The organism is Tannerella forsythia, assembly GCF_001006485.1.
Taxonomy (GTDB): domain Bacteria; phylum Bacteroidota; class Bacteroidia; order Bacteroidales; family Tannerellaceae; genus Tannerella; species Tannerella forsythia.
In genome coordinates this window covers 107,909-128,370 of sequence record NZ_JUET01000058.1, presented here as the reverse complement: position 1 = coordinate 128,370, position 20,462 = coordinate 107,909, and the positions used below count along the sequence as shown (strand labels likewise).

Here is a 20,462-nt window from a genome sequence, read left to right as displayed (position 1 = left end):
TAATGAAAGTACACTTTCTTATTCTACTCTTTGGCGCTTTTTATGGTATGTCCTGCACATCAAAAACAGAGCATAAGACATACACGAAAATGTATGACTTGGAATTCAGAATGCAGGAAGACTCCTCGATTGTTTATCATTGGCAGCAAAATGCGGCATATCTCAATTACACAATTCCCGTTGGTGTGAAAGGAGTAGATCGTCCTCTATTTGCCATGATGTATCAAAAAGGACACCCTTTTTTAAATCGGCTGCAAACGGAACTCAAACAAAGAATCCTGCTTCCCCCTTGCAATGCAAACCAAGCGACGGTTGAATTTGAGTCGAAAGGAAAAAACATCAGGCAAATTTCCATTACCTTAGATGCTATCAATGAGGAAGAAAAAGTCATTTTTTCCGACACACTAAAATTTATACCCGATACTGCTTTACGTATCGTATCGAAAGATATAATGGTAAAAAATGCGAAGTTGCTGAATATCCGAATAAATGCCGAAGGAGTCGTTGACTCAACGGCTTATATCGCCCTCTCAAAATTAAATCTATGGTTGGATGGCAAGCCAATCGACAGCTTCCTTGTCCGAACTCTATCTCCCTTTACGGCACAAGACGCACGCACATACACCCCAATAGCGATGGATGAGAGACTCCCATTGGATCAGATCAACGAAATAAATAAGAAGAAGATTATCGGTCTGGGAGAATCCATGCATGGAAATGACGAAATCAAAAAATTAGGATATGAGTGTATCCTTCAAACGGCGGAACAACAAAATGCCAGATTGGTCCTTTTAGAAATGCCTTTGGAAGTTTCATTGGCATGCAACAGATACATACAAGACAGCCGTTATACGTTGGACTCTTTGTTTCTGGCGGGTAAATCCACGCTTCACTTGTTTGATTTCTTAGATAAATTACGCCTTTTCAACTCGAAACAAACAGACGAATCGAAGGTGAGACTGTATGGTTCCGATTACAACCCCATTTATTCACCGACTCAAAATTCGGCCGTAGATATCTTTGACTTTGTAACGCGGCTTAACGAGCAAGCTAAAATTCCGGAATTGGACCAATTCTCCCTTTTATTAATGGAAGCGGACTGGCAGGAAGCCAGCTCTTTCCTTCAAGCTCATAAAAACGAGATTCAAAAAGTGCTTACACCCGAAGAAGTCGATGTCATTTCTCACATCTTGACTCTTTCGAGAGAAATTGGAGATAACCCCATACAGCGATTTATCCGAAGAGATTCTGTCATGTTTGCAAATGCCAAGTTTCTTATCGACAAATATGCCAGCGCCGAAAATGTAAAAACGATCATCTACGGACATGCGATACATATCAATCGCCTTTCAACATTTCCTGCCGTACCGTGTACCTCCTTCGGATATTATATGCAAGAACAGTATTCCGATGCTTATTCACCTCTTCTGATTTTAACAGGCGAAGGCACCGGCATCGCATATGATCAACATTATAACCAGCAAAAGACGTTCTTACACAAGCTTCCTTTTAACAGTATGGAGTCTTTCCTAAGCACTTTCGACGAGAATATTTTTTACATCCCACTGACCCCTGAATTTAACCGATTGATCTTGTCACGATTCAAAGGTAGCCATCATATGCCCCAAGAGTTTTATCCTTTTAATCTATATCAGAGATATAAAGGAATATTTTTCATAAAAAACTTAGATTACGATAGTATAGATAAAAAAGAAATTTCTCTTGATGAAATTTCTAATCTATTCATGGCAAAAACAAAACAGAGACAAAAAAAAATCGATGAGATACAGAAACGTATTAAGATTTCACAATCACTTCCAATTAAAAGACAATGAAAAAATTGACCAGAAAAAGTTTAGATGAGTTGGCAAAAACATTGCCAGTAATTGAAGAAGCATCCCAAATGCACTACGTAGGTGGAGGGGATGGGACATCCGCTAATCCCTACACCCAATATGAGTATAACACCATGCTCAACAGTAACAGTTGGAATGGAGGTTACGTAGAAGGGATAGGGTATGTAGCCAATGATGTGTATATTCATGGGAATTCAACTTATCCAGGGCAAACATCACAAGTGTATTATATGAATTTATCTGATTTTATTCGTAACCAATCTATTTCCGAAGCAGATATTTGGGCAAATACAGGATTGAGTATTATACCAGGACTGTCTCAGATGATTGATCAATTCGGGACTCGACTTGAAAACATGATGAGAGAATTACAAGCGACCTTATTGGACCAGGGCTATACAAATTCAGAAGCATTTACAGTGGTAAAAACTGACTTGTCTGGACAAAACGCCATAAGATTCTCGATCTATAACGCAAATAATGGTTCTTTTATAACATCAAGAACAATACATACGCCATATGGAAATTGGAATTGAGTTTCTTGTCAACAACCTCATAAAATTATTGTGAGATTGTTGTCCGCGAATTGATTAAATGAACTACTCGCCCGCTTTTGGACGGGTAGTTTATAGAGGAATAATTTTTACTTCTCGCTGCAAGTAGCGAGGAGTTAAACTCTAAGAGATTAAATTATAATGACAATTAAGACAAGACCAGTTCTTATATTTTTGCTGTTTTTTTTATTATTAATGCAGTGCCATTCCTGTGCACAGCAATCAAATAACAGTCTCTTAACTTATCATTGGGTTATGAGCAAAAACCACCCTTTTTTAAAATCAAAGATTGACAGCACAACCGTACCCTCCATCCTCTTAGAGACAATTGGCGAGAAAACAGGAATTTGCGGATTTTCTAAACCTCTTTTTCAAGAAAAAGGTTTCCGCTCCAAAGTTTTGATTAAAATCAACTATAAAATAGAAAACGGTAGTGAATTATACCTGAAATTAATCACTATTGGCGATTGCGAAAAAATAATATCAATAGATACTCTTTATCTTTCATTAAATGAAGAATGGACTACAGAGACTCTATCGGTAGATTTAATGGAAGCAGCGTTCCTTAATTTATCGATAGAAGCGAAAGGAGATACAAAAAATAGCGCAAAAATATGGATAAATAACCTAAATCTTTTTATAAACGAAAAAAACATAGGGAAGCTTGAAACCGAAGACCAAGGGATTAAAATGTCATTGCAGAAAGAGGATATCATTCCTATTGATGACAAGAACCGAAATCACCTTCCTTTTATGAGTAGAAAAATATTAGCCATAGGAGAAACCATTCACGGCACTGAAACAATGAATGATATAGCCATTGATATAATCAAAAACAGGATTATTCATAATAATTGTAGATTGATTCTGTTAGAGATACCTTTTGAGAATTCGTTCTACATAAACAGATATATTGAGAAGGACTCCAACTTCAAAATAGACAGTATTTCCACTTATTTTGACCGATCGTTATTCTCAAGCTCTTTCTTATCGCTAATAGAATGGATAAAGAGACATAATTCACACTCAGATAAGAAAGTCTTTTTCTGGGGAATTGACGTAAATTATATCCAACTACAAAGCAAGTTGGATTTGTTTAAATTCTTTTACACCCTTAATATAACCGAGCAAGACAAAAATTTAAAAAGGATATGTGAATTATTGGTATATACCGGACCATCGTTGGACGAAATTATCGCCATATTTGATGCCAGCAAGGGCTTTAAGAATATGCTAACAGAAGATGAATCTGAATTGATGCGACATTGTCTGGTCTTGTTGAATAATAAATCAGATAGTTACTACAACTTTATAAATCGAGACGAAAGGATGTATCAAAATACAGCGTTTATGGTTAACCATCTATTAAAGCCAGACGAAACCGCCACTTTATTTTGCCATTTCGGACACGTGGCTTATCAGGGTATCATAGAAAATACTCTAAGTGTTGAAAGCCATAATACACTAGGGTATTATATGAAAAACAAATACAAAGACGATTACAGCTGTATTGCTTTGATAACTGGTAAAGGAAATTTTTTGACATCAACCTCAGATTCTCGATTCCATTTTAAAATAAAATCATTGCAGTCTCCAACGCGAGGTAGTTTGGAGTATTTAATGGATGATGAGCGCTATGGGTACTCTTCTTTTTTATCCACAGAGAAAATGAATTGCGCTGATATATTTAAAACCAGATATATAGGGAATATGTATATTAAAAACCAATTCAAATATATGATGCCCAAAGCAAGAATGGACGGAGCTATTTTTATTAAACAAGTATATCCCATAAAGAAAAAAAAGATATTTGGAGAACCCGAATTAAATACGAACGTAATCATAATGAATGCCTTCCAAGAGGCATAAAAAAAAATAAAAAAATAAATAGGATTGAAGATGAATATTGCCTTTTTAACTACATTAAATCCATACGATATAAACAACTGGTCAGGAACAACCTACCATTTATTGCAGATTTTAAGTAAAAAGCATCATGTAAAAGTGATTGGACAAAACACCCTTTCTCAGACAGCATATTATATTAAGGATAATTTTTCAAAAAGACACCCATTGGACAAATATGCTCCTCTCTTCGGGGAATTATATGCAGAACAAATGTCAGGCAGCGATCTTATATTTTTTGGAGATTTATATTTAGCCTCTTTTTTAGATGTAAATATCCCGATGGTGCACCTAAGTGATGTTACATATCATTCCTTCAAAGATTATTCAGAGCTAAAAAGAAGCAGAGAACAAATAAAAAAGACAGAAACTCTTGAAAAAAAGCTCTTAAATAAATATACAACTATTATTTACAGTTCTGAGTGGACAAAACAAAATACAATAGACTATTACGATATAGAACCGAATAAAATTCATGTTGTAGAATTCGGTGCGAATATCCCTGCTCCTTCGGATTATAAAATTTCCATACAAACAGATACTTGCAATTTAGTTTTCATCGGGAAAAATTGGAAAAAGAAAGGGGGAGATAAAGTCTTCATGGCATATCGAAAATTAAAATCCAAGGGGTTACAATGTACGCTTACCATTATCGGTTCAACCCCTCAAGAACCTTACGATGAAATAAAGGATGTGACAGTTATTCCTTTTTTAGATAAATCCAAGCCGGAACATCTAAAAAAGTTTTGCAACATCCTTAAAGAAGCACATTTTTTAGTGCTTCCTACGGAATTTGATGCATTCGGTATCGTTTTTTGTGAAGCATCCGCCTACGGAGTTCCTAGCATCGCAGCGAATGTAGGCGGGGTGAGTCAGCCCGTAAGGGATGGAAAAAACGGATTTTTACTGCCACCCAATGCTACGGCAGAAGATTATGCCGAGAAAATAAAATCAGTGTTCAGCGATAAAGACGGTTATATAAAGCTGCGCGAATCTTCTCGCCGAGAATATGAAACACGCTTAAATTGGGAGGTGTGGGGAGAAAAAGTGAATAGAATCTTAGAAGAAACGGTGGTAAATTATAAAAAATGTGACAATAAAGCAATATGCCAATGTAACAATATAACAACATGTAATCTTTTGTCTGATAATAACATCTCAATCGGTAGACAGTCAAAAGAACAGCCATTAATCGATAAAGAAGAGTTTTATGTTCCCGTTTACGTCATCAATCTCAAAGAGCGTATCGAACGGAGAAAGCACATAGAAGAGCAATTTCACGGAAAGCCGGAGTTTGAACTCACATGGGTCGAAGCCGTAGAGCACCCGATTGGCGCCGTCGGACTTTGGCAAAGTATGGTAAAAGCGGTGCAGATGGCAGAAGATAACGAGGATGACATAATGATCATTTGCGAAGATGATCATACATTCACATCCGCATACAGCAAAACGTACCTTTGGGCAAATATGATCCAAGCCAACGAACAAGGCTCTGAACTCCTTTCCGGCGGCATCGGCGGTTTTGGAGCGGCTGTGCCCGTTGCTACCAACCGTTATTGGGTAGATTGGTTCTGGAGTACGCAATTTATGGTCATCTTTAAGCCTCTCTTTCAAAAGATATTGGATTATGATTTTAAAGATACCGATACGGCTGACGGGGTTTTATCCATTCTTGCTAAAGATAAAATGGTACTCTATCCGTTTATCTCTATTCAAAAAGATTTTGGCTATTCCGATGTTACACGTAGTAATAATGATGTTTCAGGATTGGTAAATCACCTTTTTCAGCAATCCGATTACCGATTGAGAACCATTCATCATGTAGCACATAAATTCAGACAGGAGAAGAATGACAAATAGCGACTGCAACAAAAACATACAAGACACGCCGCCCTCCTCGTTCATTCCGACAGGAAGAGAGGAACTACTCCCGGATGAACGAAACGAACCGGACGAAATCGGCGAAAAATCCGAAGAGGTACAAGCCATTATCGATCGTATGCCCACCTATTGGGTAAAATGGGTCGTTTTGTGTGTCGGTGTGCTGATGAGTGTTATCTTGCTGTTGGGTTTTCTGATCCGATATCCCGACACGGTCGACGGACAAATTTCGGTAACAGCTACTACTGCTCCCGTTCGTTTGGTCGCAAACAGCAACGGGCGCATCCATTTGCTAAAAACCAATAAATCCCAATTGCAAAAAGGCGATGTAATTTCCTACTTGGAGAGTGGTGCAGACTACAAGCACATTCTATGGGTGGATACCGCACTCAACCTTTTGAAAGCAGACGCTTCCGCTAAAATATCCTTACCCGATACGCTGATACTCGGGGAAGTCAGTTCTGCTTACAATGCTTTTCTGCTTGCCTATCTTCAATACGAGCGTGTGCTGAGTTCCGTTATTTACAGTACGATGCGCCAAAACCTGCAACAGCAAATCCTCACGGATAGAGCCGTAATAGCCAATCTCGACAATGAAATTCAACTCAAAAGACAAATCCTCCGCACTTCCGCCGATCAACTTAGAAAAGACAGTTTATTGCTCGTTGCCAAAGCCATCAGCGAACAGGAATATCAACAGCAGCATACCGCTCATCTCTCACTACAACAGACACTCTTAAATCTGCAGAGCAACAAACTGATGAAACAATCGGAGGTAGGCCGCAATCAGTTCGAAATACAGCGTATTCTGCTGGAAGAAACCGAAACCGGAGAAAAAGCCTATTCCGATTACATCACACGTAAAAACGAGCTTTCAAACGCCATCAATCTTTGGAAAGAACGTTACCTGCAATATTCACCTACTGCGGGCGAATTGGAATATCTCGGTTTTTGGCGGGACAATAGTTTTGTACAGACCGGACAGGAACTTTTTTCCATTATTCCCGATAAAAACAACATATTAGGTGAAGTGATCATACCTTCGTTTGGAGCCGGAAAAGTGAAAATTGGTCAATCCGCCAACGTAAAAATCAACAACTATCCTTACGATGAATACGGATTGATAAAAGGTATTGTAAAATCCGTTTCTCGCATTACCAACAAACTGAAAACACCCAAAGGAGAAGTAGATGCATATCTCGTGATTATTTCATTTCCTGAAAGCACGGTAACGAATTTTGGAAAAACGCTACCCCTCGACTTTGAGAGCAAAGGAACAGCAGAAATTATCACCAAACGCAAACGACTAATTGAAAGGCTATTTGATAACTTAAAAGCGAAAGGAGAAAAATAAAATCATGCTTTTCCGGCGTTTCCCCGTAGAATATCAGATGGATTCGCAAGACTGCGGTCCGGCGTCTCTGAAAATTATTGCCAAACATTTCGGTAAGTTTTATTCCCTGCAGTTTATGCGCGACCGCTGTGGCATAACTAAAGAGGGTGTTTCACTGCTCGACCTCAGCACCGGCGCCGAAAGCATCGGGCTTCGCACGCTCGCCATCAAATGTACCACAAACGATGTGGTAAACAGCATTCCCTTTCCGGCCATTCTATTTTGGAAAAACAGCCACTTCGTGGTAGTGTATCATTCCGATAAAAAACACATCTGGGTTTCCGATCCCGCCAAAGGACGCATCAAATACAGCCACGAGGAATTTAAGCAAGGCTGGTATCAGAAAGGCGAAAAGCGAGGCGTGCTGCTTGCTGTGGAACCTACAGCCGAGTTCAAAGACAGCAAAGCCGAACGGGAACAGAAGAAAAACAGCTTCTCAAGCATTCTGAAATATTTCTTTCCGTACAAACACAACTTCGGGCTGATATTCATTATTATGCTCGTAGTTACCGCTTTGCAGGGAATGCTTCCCTTTATTTCCAAAGCGGTCATTGATGTGGGAATCAGGACTTCGGACGTAAAATTTATCCATATGGTATTGATCGGAAATATCAGTATATTATTGAGTGTAATGATATTCAATGTATTGAGAGATTGGATTTTGCTTCATATCACGGCACGGGTAAACATTGCCCTGATTTCGGATTATCTGATAAAACTGATGAAACTGCCCGTTACGTTTTTCGAGAACAAACTGATGGGCGATATTCTTCAACGGGCGCAAGACCACGAACGTATCCGAAGTTTTATCATGAACAATTCGCTGGCATTGATATTTTCGACTTTCACATTTGTGATATTTTCCATCATTCTTTTGATTTACAATGCCATTATTTTCTATATCTTTTTAGCAGGCTCCATTCTTTATGTTTGCTGGGTATTACTCTTTTTGAGTATCCGAAAGAAATTGGACTGGGAGTATTTTGAATTGCTCTCCCGCAATCAGAGCTATTGGGTAGAAACGGTTTCTGCCATTCAGGATATCAAGATTTATAACTATGAGAAATATCGCCGTTGGAAATGGGAAGAGATTCAAGCCCGGCTCTATCACGTCAATAAGCGTGTTCTCGCCATAACCAACGCACAGAACTTGGGCGCTCAATTTATCGAAAGCATCAAAAATATGGGCATTGTCTTTTTCTGTGCCATGGCGGTAATCAAGGGCGATATCACATTTGGGGTAATGATTTCCACGCAGTTTATTATCGGAATGCTCAACGGGCCTTTGGTACAGTTTATCAACTTTGTCGTGGGTGCGCAATACGCTAAAATCAGTTTTTTGCGTATCAATGAGATTCGTCAATTGGAAGACGAAGAAGAACTGCTTTCCATTGGCAACACCTCCATTCTGCCCGAAAAGAAAACGATCCGCCTGGAGAATATCCATTTTCAATATACTCAAAATTCGCCTTTGGTATTACGAAATATCTACCTGCAAATACCGGAGGACAAGATTACGGCAATTGTAGGAGGTAGCGGAAGCGGAAAATCGACACTGCTCAAACTTCTGGTACGGCTTTACAAACCCAGCTACGGAGAAATAAAAATGGACACGATGAACGTAAATGCTATTAACCTTCATCAATGGCGAAATCTGTGCGGTGTAGTAATGCAAGATGGAAAGATGTTTAGCGATACCATTTTGAATAATATTGTCTTAGATGCCGATCGGATTGACTACGACTGGCTGCGTGAAGTGTGCCGGATCGCTCAAATTGAAGATGAGATCAACGCCATGCCCAAAGGTTTTGAAACGATCGTCGGCGAAACCGGACGCGGACTGAGTGGCGGACAAAAACAGCGTTTGCTGATCGCTCGAGCCTTGTACAAGAATCCGAAATTTCTATTTCTCGACGAAGCGACCAACGCCTTAGACAGCATCAACGAACGTAAAATTGTGGATGCGCTGAATAATGCCTTTCAACAACGTACCGTAGTGGTAATAGCCCATAGGCTAAGCACCATTCGCAATGCCGATCAAATTGTTGTACTCGACAAAGGTTTTATCGTGGAAGCAGGTAATCACAAAACTCTTATGGAGAAAAGAGGACATTATTTTGAGTTGGTATCGTCGCAAATGCAAATTTCATAAGTTTGATCATCTAAACTCTTTCAAGTAGATTCTTTTTTGAAAACGAGATTCTCATTCTCAAAAGAGGGGTTCGATTTCTCTACAGACTGCCTTTTCGGGAAGAACCGCATTTCATTGCCCTTCCGGCGTTTTTTAATACTTTTTACCACATACACGCCCTCCTGTCTTGAAAAAAACAACTACATTTGTTAGCCTTTTACATTAGATTTATTAAAAAGATATAAGCACAATGAGTGACGAAGAAATAAGAGCTGCGAGTAAGGAATATTCGTCGAAAAATATTCAGGTACTCGAAGGTTTGGAAGCGGTGCGCAAACGTCCCGCCATGTATATCGGCGATACGGGCGAAAAAGGATTACATCACTTGGTGTATGAAGTCGTAGACAACTCGATTGATGAAGCGCTTGCGGGTTTCTGTAAAAACATTGAGGTCGTAATCAACGAAGATAATTCCATCTGCGTAACGGACGACGGGCGAGGCATACCGGTCGATTATCACGAGAAAGAGGGCAAGTCGGCGCTTGAAGTCGTATTAACAGTGCTTCATGCCGGCGGCAAATTCGATAAGGGAACCTATAAGGTCTCAGGAGGATTGCACGGTGTCGGTGTTTCGTGTGTGAATGCGCTTTCTTCCCATTTGAAAGCAGAAATACATCGCAACGGCAAAATCTACATACAGGAATTTTCGCAGGGTAAGCCGCTGGGAGATATCCGTGAGACGGGTACGATCGACCGTACCGGCACCATCATCTCGTTTAAGCCGGATGATACGGTTTTCACCGTTACCCAGTACAAATACGACATCTTAGCCAATCGTTTGCGTGAGCTGGCGTTCCTGAATGCCGGCATTTATCTGACACTAACCGACAAGCGAGAGAAGAAAGAAGACGGATCGTTCAAATCGGAAGTTTTCCATTCGAACGAAGGGTTGAAAGAGTTTGTTCGCTACATCGACAAATCGAAAGAATCAATGATTCATGATGTGATCCATATCGTAACAGAGAAACAAGGGATTCCGGTCGAAGTGGCAATGACGTACAACACCTCGTATAACGAAAGTGTCTTTTCGTATGTGAACGACATCAACACGATTGAGGGAGGAACGCATCTCTCCGGTTTTCGTCGTGGTTTGACACGCACGTTGAAAAAATATGCGGAAGATTCAAAGCTGCTTGAAAAGGCGAAAGTGGAGATTCAGGGAGACGATTTTCGCGAAGGCTTGACAGCCGTCATTTCGATCAAGGTCGCCGAACCTCAGTTCGAGGGACAGACGAAGACGAAGCTCGGAAACAACGAAGTGATGGGTGCCGTCGATATGGCGGTAGGTGAAGCGCTGGGTTACTATCTGGAGGAACATCCGAAAGAGGCCAAGGCCATTGTCGACAAGGTAATTCTTGCGGCTACGGCGCGCCAGGCGGCTCGTAAGGCGCGGGAGATGGTACAGCGCAAGTCGCCGTTCTCGGGCGGAGGATTGCCCGGCAAACTGGCAGACTGTTCATCGAAAGATGCGGCGGAATGCGAGCTGTTCCTTGTCGAGGGAGATTCGGCCGGCGGTACTGCAAAGCAAGGAAGAGACCGTAATTTTCAGGCCATCCTGCCATTACGCGGGAAAATTCTGAATGTGGAAAAAGCGATGGAGCACCGCATCTTTGATAGTGAAGAGATTCAAAATATCTTCAAGGCCATGGGCGTTACCATCGGAACGGAAGACGACCCGAAAGAGCTGAACTTAAGCAAGCTGCGCTATCAAAAGATCATCATCATGACCGATGCCGATGTCGATGGAAGCCATATTGCCACGCTGATTCTGACCTTCTTCTTCCGCCGTATGCGCGGCTTGATAGAGAAAGGGTACGTCTATCTGGCTACTCCCCCACTCTATCTCTGCAAGAAAGGCAAGGTCGAAGAATATTGCTGGACGGAGCAGCAGCGCCAGAAGTTTATCGACACGTATGGTGGAGGAAATGAGAGTCAGATACATACGCAACGATATAAAGGTCTGGGAGAGATGAACGATCATCAGCTATGGGACACGACGATGAATCCGGAGAATCGTACGTTAAAGCAGATCACGATAGAAAATGCGGTGGAAGCGGACTCGACGTTTGCCATGCTGATGGGAGAAGATGTGGCTCCGCGACGTGACTTTATCGAGGAGAATGCAACGTATGCCAACATCGACGCATAATTAAAAATTAAAACATACGGGGGCAATTCTTTTCACGGATTTGCCCTCTTTTATCCGGTTTCCGTAACATATCGTTTATGTCTGTCTTGCTCGATACATTATATAAGAAGGTAGCGTGTGCGGCATCGGCCGTTCCTTTGCACCGTCTGCCGAAAATCGGAATCTCGGCCAACCGGAAAGAGGGTACTTCGTGTATTGCAGAACCTTACTTCCAATCCGTCGTAATGGCCGGCGGCGCTCCCATTTTGATCCCGGTCATCACCGATATTCATACGCTTAGTTCGATCGTAGAGGAGCTCGACGGACTGATTTTTTCGGGAGGGGGCGACATAAATCCCGAATATCTGGGAGAAGCACCGATTCCCGAGCTCGGCGATACGGACGCTTGCCGTGACGAATACGATTTTCTGTTGCTGAAGCTTGCTTTCGATCATCAAGTACCTGTTTTCGGAATTTGCCGGGGACATCAGTTGATCAATGTCGCCTTCGGAGGTACGCTTTATCAGGATATTCATGCTCAACTCTCGAAAGAGGCGTTGCCACACAGTCAGGAAGAGGCGCGTGACGTCGCCACACATACGGTCACGTTAGCTCCGTTTCTTTCCAAGCTGCAAGCAGCATTACATTTCAGCGAGGCATCATCTCATCGGTTATCCTCTTCAATCGCTGTCAATTCCATCCACCATCAGGCCGTTAAGGATCCGGCACCCGAGTTTGTAGCTACGGCTACGGCGCCGGACGGAGTGAATGAGGCGATGGAGCATCCCGAATACCCGATCTTCAGTGTGCAGTGGCACCCGGAGCCTATGGCTGTATCGGGAAATGAGACGATGCTGAATCTCTTCCGTTATCATGTGCATCAGGCAGAGGTATATGCCCAGGCCAAAACGTTGCATCGCAAGATGATCACGATCGATTCGCACACGGATACGCCGATGATTTTTCAAACATTCGACCTCGGGCGCAAAGAAGGAGGCAAAGTCAATCTTCCGTTGATGCGTGAAGGACGTCTTGATGCCGCTTTTATGGTGGCCTATATTCCGCAGGGTGACCGGAACGCAGCAGCCTTACAGAAGGCGACGGATTATGCGACGGACCGGCTTACACAAGTTATCGAACAGGCCAAACGTTACCCGCATCAGATGGGCATTGCACAGAGTCCGGATGAGCTGCGACGGCTAAAAGACGAAGGCAAGAAAGCCATTCTTTTAGGGATTGAAAACGGCTATGCGCTCGGCAAAGACCTGACGAACCTGCATCGTTTCCGACAGATGGGCGTATCGTATATTACACTCTGTCATAACGGCGACAACGACCTCTGCGACTCCGCCGCAGGACAAGCGGAATGGGGTGGTCTCAGTCCGTTCGGGAAGGAGGTCGTGGCCGAGATGAATCGCCTCGGCATGATGATCGATGTGTCGCATGCTGCCGATCGTACTTTTTACGATGTTCTGGAGTACAGCACCCGCCCGATCATCGCCTCACATTCGTCATGCCGCGCTTTATGCAATCATCGCCGTAACCTCGACGATGATCAGATCAAAGCTTTAGCACAACAAGGAGGCGTGATGCAAATCTGCCTCTATAAAGGATTTATCAACGAATCACCGGATAAAGCCTCGTTGAGCGATGCTATCAGGCATATCCTGCATGTGATTGATCTGGTCGGGATCGATTACGCAGGCATCGGGTCCGACTTCGATGGCGACGGCGAGCTGACAGGCTGTCGTGCCGCCAACGAACTGATGCAAATCACAATGCGTCTGATTGCCGAGGGATTGGACGACGAAAGCATTGCCAAAATATGGGGAGGTAACCTGATGAGAGTTATGAGTGAAGTACAAAACGGGATAAAATAATCGACCATCATCATGGATAGAATGATCAATAAATATGCAGGAGTATTATTTGGCAGTCTGATGCTGTCATGTTGCGGTCAGAAAAATACGACGAAAGAGGAAACTACGGATCCAGCCGACACGGATAAGCGTATAGAAGCGCCGACGTTCAATGCAGACAGTGCCTATGCCTATATCGAACGACAAGTAGCATTCGGTCCGCGTGTGCCGAACACGGAAGCACACCAACGATGCGCCGATTATCTGGCGGGAGAGCTGGATCGTCACGGAGCGAAAGTTTATGTGCAGGAAGCCGTACTAACGGCATACAACGGCGAGAAACTAAAGGCCCAAAACATCGTCGGAGCATTCCAGCCCGAAAAGTCACGTCGCGTACTCCTTTTCGCCCATTGGGATTCCCGTCCTTATGCCGATCACGACACCGACGAAGCTAATCACCGTAAACCGATAGACGGCGCTGACGATGGGGGTAGCGGCGTTGGCGTTCTGCTCGAAATCGCTCGTCAGATTCAGGCAAAGGCGCCTGCTATCGGAATCGATATCGTGTTTTTTGATGCGGAAGACTACGGTACACCGGAATTTGTTGACGAATACAAGCCCGACACGTGGTGTCTCGGATCACAGTTTTGGGCTAAGAACCCGCATGTACCGAACTACAAGGCCGAATTCGGCATTCTGCTCGACATGGTCGGCTCGCGCGGCGCTACCTTTTATAAGGAAAGCACTTCCGTACAATATGCCGCAAGATATGTGGAAAAAGTCTGGACTGCCGCACGCGAGCTGGGCTACGGAAAATATTTCATCAACGCGCAGGGCGGAGCGATCGTCGACGACCATCAATATGTAATACAAGGACTTCGCACTCCCTGTCTGGACATCATCAATTACGATCCGGATACCCAATCGGGCTTCGGTCCTTACTGGCATACGCAGAATGATACGATGGAGAACATCGACCGTGAAACATTAAAGGCCGTCGGCGAGACGATCTTGAATGTGATTTATAATCATTAAGAATTGACTGAGATGACGATCAATGAGATACAGGACGAAGTGATCGAAGAATTTTCCGTGTTCGACGACTGGATGGATAAGTACGCCTTACTGATCGACATGGGCAATGCGCTGCCAACGCTTGACGGTCGATACAAAACAAGTAGCAACCTGATTGAAGGATGCCAAAGTCGCGTATGGTTGCAGGCCGATTACACCGATGGCCAAGTGATCTTTCAGGGTGAGAGCGACGCGGTGATTGTGAAGGGTATTGTCTCGTTACTCATACGGGTACTGTCTCATCACACGCCGCAGGAAATCCTCGATGCCGATCTGTACTTTATCGAGCGCATCGGACTGAAGGAACATCTCTCCCCTACCCGCTCCAACGGCCTCGTCGCGATGCTGAAACAAATGAAAATGTACGCTTTGGCATTCAGTGCTCAAGCGAATCAGGCCTGATTTTACAATTCCAGACGGAGCTGTGCAGGCGGCAGGAGCATAAAGCTCTTGCGATGGTAAGGTGTCGTTCCTGCGCAACGGATGGCTTCACGATGCGCTTCGGTGGGATAGCCTTTGTTCTTCTCCCAATGATATGCCGGATATTTCCCGGCGAGTGCGTTCATATAGTCGTCGCGATACGTTTTAGCCAAGATCGAAGCCGCGGCGATGCTCATCATCTTTCCATCGCCTTTGACAACCGTTTCATACGGAATGCCGGGGTACGGATGAAAACGATTTCCGTCGATCAGCAGGTATTCCGGCTTTACTTTCAGCCCGTCGATGGCGCGATGCATCGCTAAAATCGAAGCACGCAGAATATTCATCCGGTCGATCTCCTCGGGTGTTACGATACCGATCGCCCAAGCCGTCGCCGCTTCCTCAATGATCGGTCGCAAGGCATAACGCTTCTTTTCCGTCAGTTGCTTGCTGTCGTTCAACAGCTCATTGCGGAAATCAGGCGGCAGGATCACGGCAGCCGCATAGACAGCCCCGGCCAGACACCCTCGGCCAGCCTCGTCGCATCCGGCCTCAAGGCGTCCTTCTTTGAGGTATGGTTGAAGCATCTTACGCTTTTCTTAAAACCTTTTCGTACGCATTCGACCGCCCTCCGACAAGGTCGGTAATGCAGGCAGAGAAATCGCGGAAAATATGGGCACCGATAATCGCTTCATCGCTCACAATGCCCCGATACGGGGTAATTGTTTGTCCTCCGACAGAAGGGGTTGTTGTCAGTATCATAACATCCTTATATAAATAGATTTAACAGCAAATCATGTTTTAAACGGTTTCGATTGAATATCCGTATATCCATCCAAAAACAATCTTGTTCTATTGGCAAGAGATAATAATATGACCAATCCAACAACATATTATCAACTTGTTTTAATTCAGCAATTTTCATCACTTCTATTCTTACAAATTCATTCAGATAAACTAATGACGGTTTATGAACACATCTATCTGATTCACCCAGACTTGACTTCTGTCCCGGTTGGCTTTAAAACTACATAACATAAAATCCCGATCATATCCAACCTGTTTGCTGAAACGCAATTTTCCATTTACATAAATCTGTACCTTCTTTTTCATATCCACCATTTCAGGGGAGATATTTACCGAGAAAGAAGTTATACAAGAAGTTTCTATTCGAAAGACGTTATTACCGTACTCAGCCTTGATCTTACCTGATTTACGAGGAAAGTCAAAGGCTTTTCTATCTACATTATAAACAATTATGCTATCGTTTTTGTCATACTTCAACCATTTATCAATCTTGAAATTCAACTCCTTATGCCAGCTCTTCCGTTCCACCAATGTATCTAATTTTATATTGGAAAGCCAGTCGATCGTTCCATAACAATCATCATCAAACTCCCAAGAAATCTCCTTTGGAAAAGGATTTCTTTCCCGTTTTACCAAGTCTGAGAATAAAATTCGATACGCAGGTTCCGAGTCATCAAATTGGGGGAACCAATGGGGAAAACCGTCATATCGATATTCCTTATAATCAAGATTCATGCTCTTCATCAGTTGTGTGAATTGATCATTCGCATAGGGAGGGTAGTAATAGTCCTTGTCTGTCGAGAAATTTATAAACGAGCGATTTTTTATATTCTCTATAAAAGTCCCCCCAGTAAAGACTTTCGGATAGGTGTTGAATCCATAACATCCGGCAAATGAAGAGGGGTGCTTCATCAAGTACGAGAATGAACCCGTTGCCCCATTGGAGTGTCCCGAGATAAATACTTTATTGTCATCTACATTAATTGCCTTTTTAATCTGATGCAAGATCGCCGGAACCATAAAAAAACCATCATCGGGTACCATCCAGTTAAACTCCTTACTACCTCGAGGAAAAACCAAAATAACATCGTTCAAGGCCGCGTATTTTGTGTAATACCTGTTCCAATCAAATAATACCCATGATGCAAGTTGAAAATCTGCCAAACGATTTCCCCGTACGGCACCATGAAGAAAAAATAAAAGAGGGTATTTTTTCTCTGGATTATAATTCTGCGGCAAATGGATAAAAAAAGAGGTTCTTGCAGAATCATTTATTTGAAATGTAAGCGAATAATCTTGCTTCTGTTTTAATTTATACGGATGATAATTCCGTATATTATCATATAAAACCATCGGGTCTGTTATTCGCTCCAAATCAATCTTACACATTTCGTAGAATTCTTCCTCTTCCCCTCTCAATTTGTCATAAAACAAGGCCTTATCTTTGAGTGCTATATTTTTCACCGTGATCCATCGGGGATCATCAAGTAAATTCTTATAATCAACTTCAGAATCATTCCCTACTACATACTTCCAACTGGGATATCCATTTTTAGCTGTCTTCATGGTAACGAAAGCATTCAGGTATTTGAAAGCCTTATCATGATCATTCAACCATGCAGCCAGAATTGATGCATCGTTCAATTCAGATGTATCGATGCTATCAGGAAACAGTTCAAAAGCATCTTCATACATCCTAAGGGCTTTTTTATGACCATCCATGTCCTTTTCTTTCCACATCACATTATATGCTTTATGTATCAGAACAGAATAACTCTCTTGCCCATACAACGGGATACTGAACAAACCTAAAATCACAACAACAGACTTTGCCACTTGAAGTTTCATATCATATAAGATTTATTTAAGTTTATCGTCTTTTTCCTCTCTGTTTTTTATATCATTTTCCCTATATGCATTTCCTGAATCCTCTTATAAAACAGAACGTTTACTATTGCTGGGGCTCAAAACATTTTTCGGATGCGTTGGATTCCTTCGACGAGTACATCCACTTCCTCTTTTGTATTATAGAGTGCGAACGACGCCCTGACGGTCCCTTCGATGCCGAGTGCGTGCATAAGCGGTTGTGCACAGTGGTGCCCCGTACGAACGGCAATACCAAGACGGTCGAGCAGCATACCCATATCGTAATGATGTATGTTGCCTACCAGAAAAGAAACAACACTGTTCTTATGTTCGGTACGTCCGAAGATACGCATGCCTTCTATTTCATCGAGCCGCTCCGTCGCATAGCGAAGCAGTTCATATTCATGCGCCGCGATCTCGGTAAGTCCGATGGTCTGTATATACCTCAACGCCTCGGCCAGCGCCGTGCTGCCGATGTAATCCGGAGTGCCGGCCTCAAACTTATACGGAAGTTCATTGAACGTCGTGTGCTCGAACGTCACATTTTGAATCATCTCCCCACCTCCCTGATAAGGCGGCAGGCGGTCTAACCATTCCGCCTTTCCGTAGAGTATGCCGATGCCTGTAGGCCCATAGACTTTATGCCCGGAAAAAGCATAAAAATCCGCATCGAGCGCTTGCACGTCGATCGGTTGATGGGCAACCGCCTGCGCGCCGTCTATAAGGACAGGTATCCCGTGCTGATGGGCTATCCGCACAACCTCCTCCACCGGGTTGATCACCCCGAGTACGTTCGACATCTGGGTGACAGCTACGAGCTTCGTCCTGTCGGAAAACAACCGGGAAAATGCTTCCAGATCGAGTTCACCGCACTCATTAAACGGTATCACTTTTATTTTCAATCCGTTTAATTGCCAGGGAACAATATTGGCATGATGCTCCATGACGGAGACGATCACCTCGTCACCGGGCTTTACAAAAGCACGTGAAAAGCTTGATGCAACAAGGTTAATTGCTTCGGTTGTACCTCGCGTAAAAAGAATTTCGGCCGAAGAACGGGCATTCAAGAATGCCCGTACGGTTTCGCGAGCCGCCTCATGCGCTTCGGTAGCCTGCTGACTGAGAAAATGAACACCGCGATGGATATTCGCATTCACGGAATAATATTCTTCCGTAATTCTATCAACGACACAACGAGGCTTTTGGGTCGTGGCCGCATTGTCGAGATAGACGAGCGGCTTGCCGTATACTTCGCGCTGCAGAATCGGAAAATCGTTTCGGATGGATGCTGTCTCTAACATGACGCAAAGATAGCATTCCCTGCTGAAAGCAGTATCTCTCCAACCTTGAAAAATGTGTGTATATGAAATAAAGATATTTAATTTTTAAGCGCTTGAGGTAGGACGAAGCATAAAATCTTTTTTCTTTGCACCCGGTATTAATCTTTTAAAATAACAGAACGATGAAGAAAATGATTTTGAGCGCAGCCATTGTTGCTGCCATGGCATTGGGTGTTTCTGTCAATGCACAGGACACGAAAGAAAAGAAAGAGTGCACAAAGACAGAGCAGAAGTGCTGCAAGAAGGAAGGCAAGGAAGCCTGCAAGAAAGATAAAGCTTGCGACAAGAAGAAAGATGAATGCTGCTCCAAGAAAAAAGAAGCAAAGTGATGATCTTCTCATAGATCAAAAGAGTTGTCTCATACTGAGACAACTCTTTTTTTTATTTCTTCGTGTCTGGCCCCCTTGATATTCTTTCCCTTGAAAGAATGGCAAGAGGTCGCTCTGCGATGCGGATGCAAGTATGTTGACACGCGTTACGGGCAGCCAATCAAAGCGCCATTTTGTCATATATCTATTACTTATTTAGCGCAGAATACGCCATTTTGACACAAAGCATACGATGGTATGCGTTTTGTGTCTTATCTGATGAAGTCGATTCAGCAGATACGGTGACAACGATCTCCAAAAAGGTCGGGAATCATAAGTAAGAATGATGAGCCGGACTTCAAAAAAAAAGAACATTAAATTATAGGAGGATTGAATAATGACAACTTTGATTAGACGAAATCAGAACGATTGGTTACCGTCCATTTTCAATGACTTTTTTGAACATGAGTGGATGGGACGTACGAACGCAACGGCACCTGCCATCAACGTAAAGGAAATGAAAGACCGTTATACGGTCGAAGTAGCAGCCCCGGGCATGACGAAGGAAGACTTTCACATCAATATTGATGCAGACAACCATTTGGTGATCTCGATGGAGAAAAAGAGCGAAAAGAGTGAAGAGAATAAGGACGCACGCTATCTGCGTCGCGAATTTTCGTACTCGAAGTTCCAGCAGGCGATGATTCTGCCGGACGATGTGGACAAAGACAAAATCTGTGCAAAAGTAGAAAATGGTGTGCTGAATATCGATCTGCCCAAACTCTCGCACGAAGAGACTCACAAGGTAGAGCGGACAATCGAAATCGGTTGATTGCAACCCCGTCGAATAACGGAGCATGATATTAGTTAATAAAAGTCA

16 protein-coding genes and 1 pseudogene are annotated in these 20,462 nt (G+C 43.0%); 13 read left to right on the top strand and 4 right to left on the bottom strand.

The annotated features are described in order from the left end of the window. Window positions 1-89: 89 nt before the first annotated feature. The 11 genes and pseudogenes from Tanf_RS03575 (at window position 90) to Tanf_RS03530 (ending at window position 15,243) form a co-directional block, all read left to right on the top strand. A complete protein-coding gene (locus tag Tanf_RS03575) occupies window positions 90-1,835 on the top strand; it encodes an erythromycin esterase family protein (protein WP_236684377.1) in 1,746 nt (581 codons plus the stop codon). Next, window positions 1,832-2,392 (top strand): hypothetical protein, encoded by a 561-nt coding sequence (locus Tanf_RS03570; RefSeq protein WP_046824939.1) that lies wholly within the window; start codon window positions 1,832-1,834, stop codon window positions 2,390-2,392. The genes Tanf_RS03575 and Tanf_RS03570 overlap by 4 nt, the downstream gene beginning before the upstream one ends. A 159-nt stretch (window positions 2,393-2,551) precedes the next feature. Beyond that, window positions 2,552-4,279 (top strand): erythromycin esterase family protein, encoded by a 1,728-nt coding sequence (locus tag Tanf_RS03565; RefSeq protein WP_080948542.1) that lies wholly within the window; start codon window positions 2,552-2,554, stop codon window positions 4,277-4,279. A gap of 30 nt (window positions 4,280-4,309) precedes the next feature. Beyond that, window positions 4,310-5,335 (top strand): annotated as a pseudogene (locus Tanf_RS16325) (glycosyltransferase family 4 protein); the annotation flags it as partial. Between the two features lie 171 nt (window positions 5,336-5,506). Continuing rightward, on the top strand, window positions 5,507-6,175 hold the full coding sequence (locus Tanf_RS16320; RefSeq protein ID WP_371327241.1) for a glycosyl transferase: 669 nt from the start codon (window positions 5,507-5,509) through the stop codon (window positions 6,173-6,175). Window positions 6,176-6,314: 139 nt separating this feature from the next. Then, window positions 6,315-7,550: an HlyD family secretion protein gene (locus tag Tanf_RS03555; protein WP_236684389.1), complete on the top strand. Its 1,236-nt coding sequence runs from the start codon at window positions 6,315-6,317 to the stop codon at window positions 7,548-7,550. A gap of 4 nt (window positions 7,551-7,554) precedes the next feature. Beyond that, window positions 7,555-9,741: a peptidase domain-containing ABC transporter gene (locus tag Tanf_RS03550; protein ID WP_046824936.1), complete on the top strand. Its 2,187-nt coding sequence runs from the start codon at window positions 7,555-7,557 to the stop codon at window positions 9,739-9,741. 229 nt (window positions 9,742-9,970) lie between these two features. Further along, window positions 9,971-11,929, top strand: a complete 1,959-nt coding sequence (gyrB, locus tag Tanf_RS03545) for a DNA topoisomerase (ATP-hydrolyzing) subunit B (RefSeq protein WP_014225039.1) — start codon at window positions 9,971-9,973, stop codon at window positions 11,927-11,929. Window positions 11,930-12,006: 77 nt separating this feature from the next. Further along, window positions 12,007-13,788, top strand: coding sequence for a gamma-glutamyl-gamma-aminobutyrate hydrolase family protein (locus Tanf_RS03540; RefSeq protein ID WP_046824935.1), 1,782 nt, complete (start codon window positions 12,007-12,009; stop codon window positions 13,786-13,788). A gap of 21 nt (window positions 13,789-13,809) precedes the next feature. Next, complete coding sequence (locus tag Tanf_RS03535) at window positions 13,810-14,802, top strand: M20 family metallopeptidase (RefSeq protein ID WP_046824934.1); 993 nt, start codon at window positions 13,810-13,812, stop codon at window positions 14,800-14,802. Window positions 14,803-14,814: 12 nt separating this feature from the next. Next, window positions 14,815-15,243 (top strand): SufE family protein, encoded by a 429-nt coding sequence (locus tag Tanf_RS03530; protein ID WP_046824933.1) that lies wholly within the window; start codon window positions 14,815-14,817, stop codon window positions 15,241-15,243. A gap of 2 nt (window positions 15,244-15,245) precedes the next feature. Here Tanf_RS03530 and rnhB read toward each other — a convergent pair whose 3' ends face one another. The 4 genes from rnhB to Tanf_RS03515 form a co-directional block, all read right to left on the bottom strand. Further along, window positions 15,246-15,848, bottom strand: a complete 603-nt coding sequence (rnhB, locus tag Tanf_RS03525; protein WP_014225035.1) for a ribonuclease HII — start codon at window positions 15,846-15,848, stop codon at window positions 15,246-15,248. A gap of 1 nt (window position 15,849) precedes the next feature. Beyond that, a complete protein-coding gene (locus Tanf_RS14130; protein ID WP_014225034.1) occupies window positions 15,850-16,023 on the bottom strand; it encodes a heavy metal-binding domain-containing protein in 174 nt (57 codons plus the stop codon). Between the two features lie 195 nt (window positions 16,024-16,218). Then, a complete protein-coding gene (locus Tanf_RS03520) occupies window positions 16,219-17,916 on the bottom strand; it encodes an alpha/beta hydrolase-fold protein (RefSeq protein ID WP_014225032.1) in 1,698 nt (565 codons plus the stop codon). 116 nt (window positions 17,917-18,032) lie between these two features. Beyond that, the gene (locus Tanf_RS03515; protein ID WP_046824932.1) at window positions 18,033-19,235 is read right to left on the bottom strand and encodes an aminotransferase class V-fold PLP-dependent enzyme; all 1,203 of its coding nucleotides are present in this window, start codon (window positions 19,233-19,235) and stop codon (window positions 18,033-18,035) included. A gap of 161 nt (window positions 19,236-19,396) precedes the next feature. On the opposite strand from Tanf_RS03515, the gene Tanf_RS03510 reads away from it, so the two are divergent. Next, complete coding sequence (locus Tanf_RS03510) at window positions 19,397-19,603, top strand: hypothetical protein (RefSeq protein ID WP_014225030.1); 207 nt, start codon at window positions 19,397-19,399, stop codon at window positions 19,601-19,603. Window positions 19,604-19,979: 376 nt separating this feature from the next. After that, window positions 19,980-20,414 carry an Hsp20/alpha crystallin family protein gene (locus Tanf_RS03505; RefSeq protein ID WP_014225029.1) on the top strand — a complete coding sequence of 145 codons (435 nt, stop codon included), beginning with the start codon at window positions 19,980-19,982 and terminating at the stop codon, window positions 20,412-20,414. The last annotated feature ends 48 nt before the right edge of the window (window positions 20,415-20,462 follow it).

Excerpts from the sequence above, each read along its gene's own strand:
- Tanf_RS03575 (WP_236684377.1), top strand. The coding sequence starts at position 90 with ATGTATGACTTGGAATTCAGAATGCAGGAAGACTCCTCGATTGTTTAT.
- Tanf_RS03565 (WP_080948542.1), top strand. The coding sequence starts at position 2,552 with ATGACAATTAAGACAAGACCAGTTCTTATATTTTTGCTGTTTTTTTTA.
- Tanf_RS03510 (WP_014225030.1), top strand. The coding sequence starts at position 19,397 with ATGAAGAAAATGATTTTGAGCGCAGCCATTGTTGCTGCCATGGCATTG.
- Tanf_RS03550 (WP_046824936.1), top strand. The coding sequence starts at position 7,555 with ATGCTTTTCCGGCGTTTCCCCGTAGAATATCAGATGGATTCGCAAGAC.
- Tanf_RS03530 (WP_046824933.1), top strand. The coding sequence starts at position 14,815 with ATGACGATCAATGAGATACAGGACGAAGTGATCGAAGAATTTTCCGTG.
- Tanf_RS03515 (WP_046824932.1), bottom strand. The coding sequence starts at position 19,235 with ATGTTAGAGACAGCATCCATCCGAAACGATTTTCCGATTCTGCAGCGC.
- Tanf_RS03520 (WP_014225032.1), bottom strand. The coding sequence starts at position 17,916 with ATGAAACTTCAAGTGGCAAAGTCTGTTGTTGTGATTTTAGGTTTGTTC.
- rnhB (WP_014225035.1), bottom strand. The coding sequence starts at position 15,848 with ATGCTTCAACCATACCTCAAAGAAGGACGCCTTGAGGCCGGATGCGAC.
- Tanf_RS14130 (WP_014225034.1), bottom strand. The coding sequence starts at position 16,023 with ATGATACTGACAACAACCCCTTCTGTCGGAGGACAAACAATTACCCCG.
- Tanf_RS03555 (WP_236684389.1), top strand. The coding sequence starts at position 6,315 with ATGCCCACCTATTGGGTAAAATGGGTCGTTTTGTGTGTCGGTGTGCTG.
- Tanf_RS03570 (WP_046824939.1), top strand. The coding sequence starts at position 1,832 with ATGAAAAAATTGACCAGAAAAAGTTTAGATGAGTTGGCAAAAACATTG.
- Tanf_RS03535 (WP_046824934.1), top strand. The coding sequence starts at position 13,810 with ATGATCAATAAATATGCAGGAGTATTATTTGGCAGTCTGATGCTGTCA.
- gyrB (WP_014225039.1), top strand. The coding sequence starts at position 9,971 with ATGAGTGACGAAGAAATAAGAGCTGCGAGTAAGGAATATTCGTCGAAA.
- Tanf_RS03505 (WP_014225029.1), top strand. The coding sequence starts at position 19,980 with ATGACAACTTTGATTAGACGAAATCAGAACGATTGGTTACCGTCCATT.
- Tanf_RS03540 (WP_046824935.1), top strand. The coding sequence starts at position 12,007 with ATGTCTGTCTTGCTCGATACATTATATAAGAAGGTAGCGTGTGCGGCA.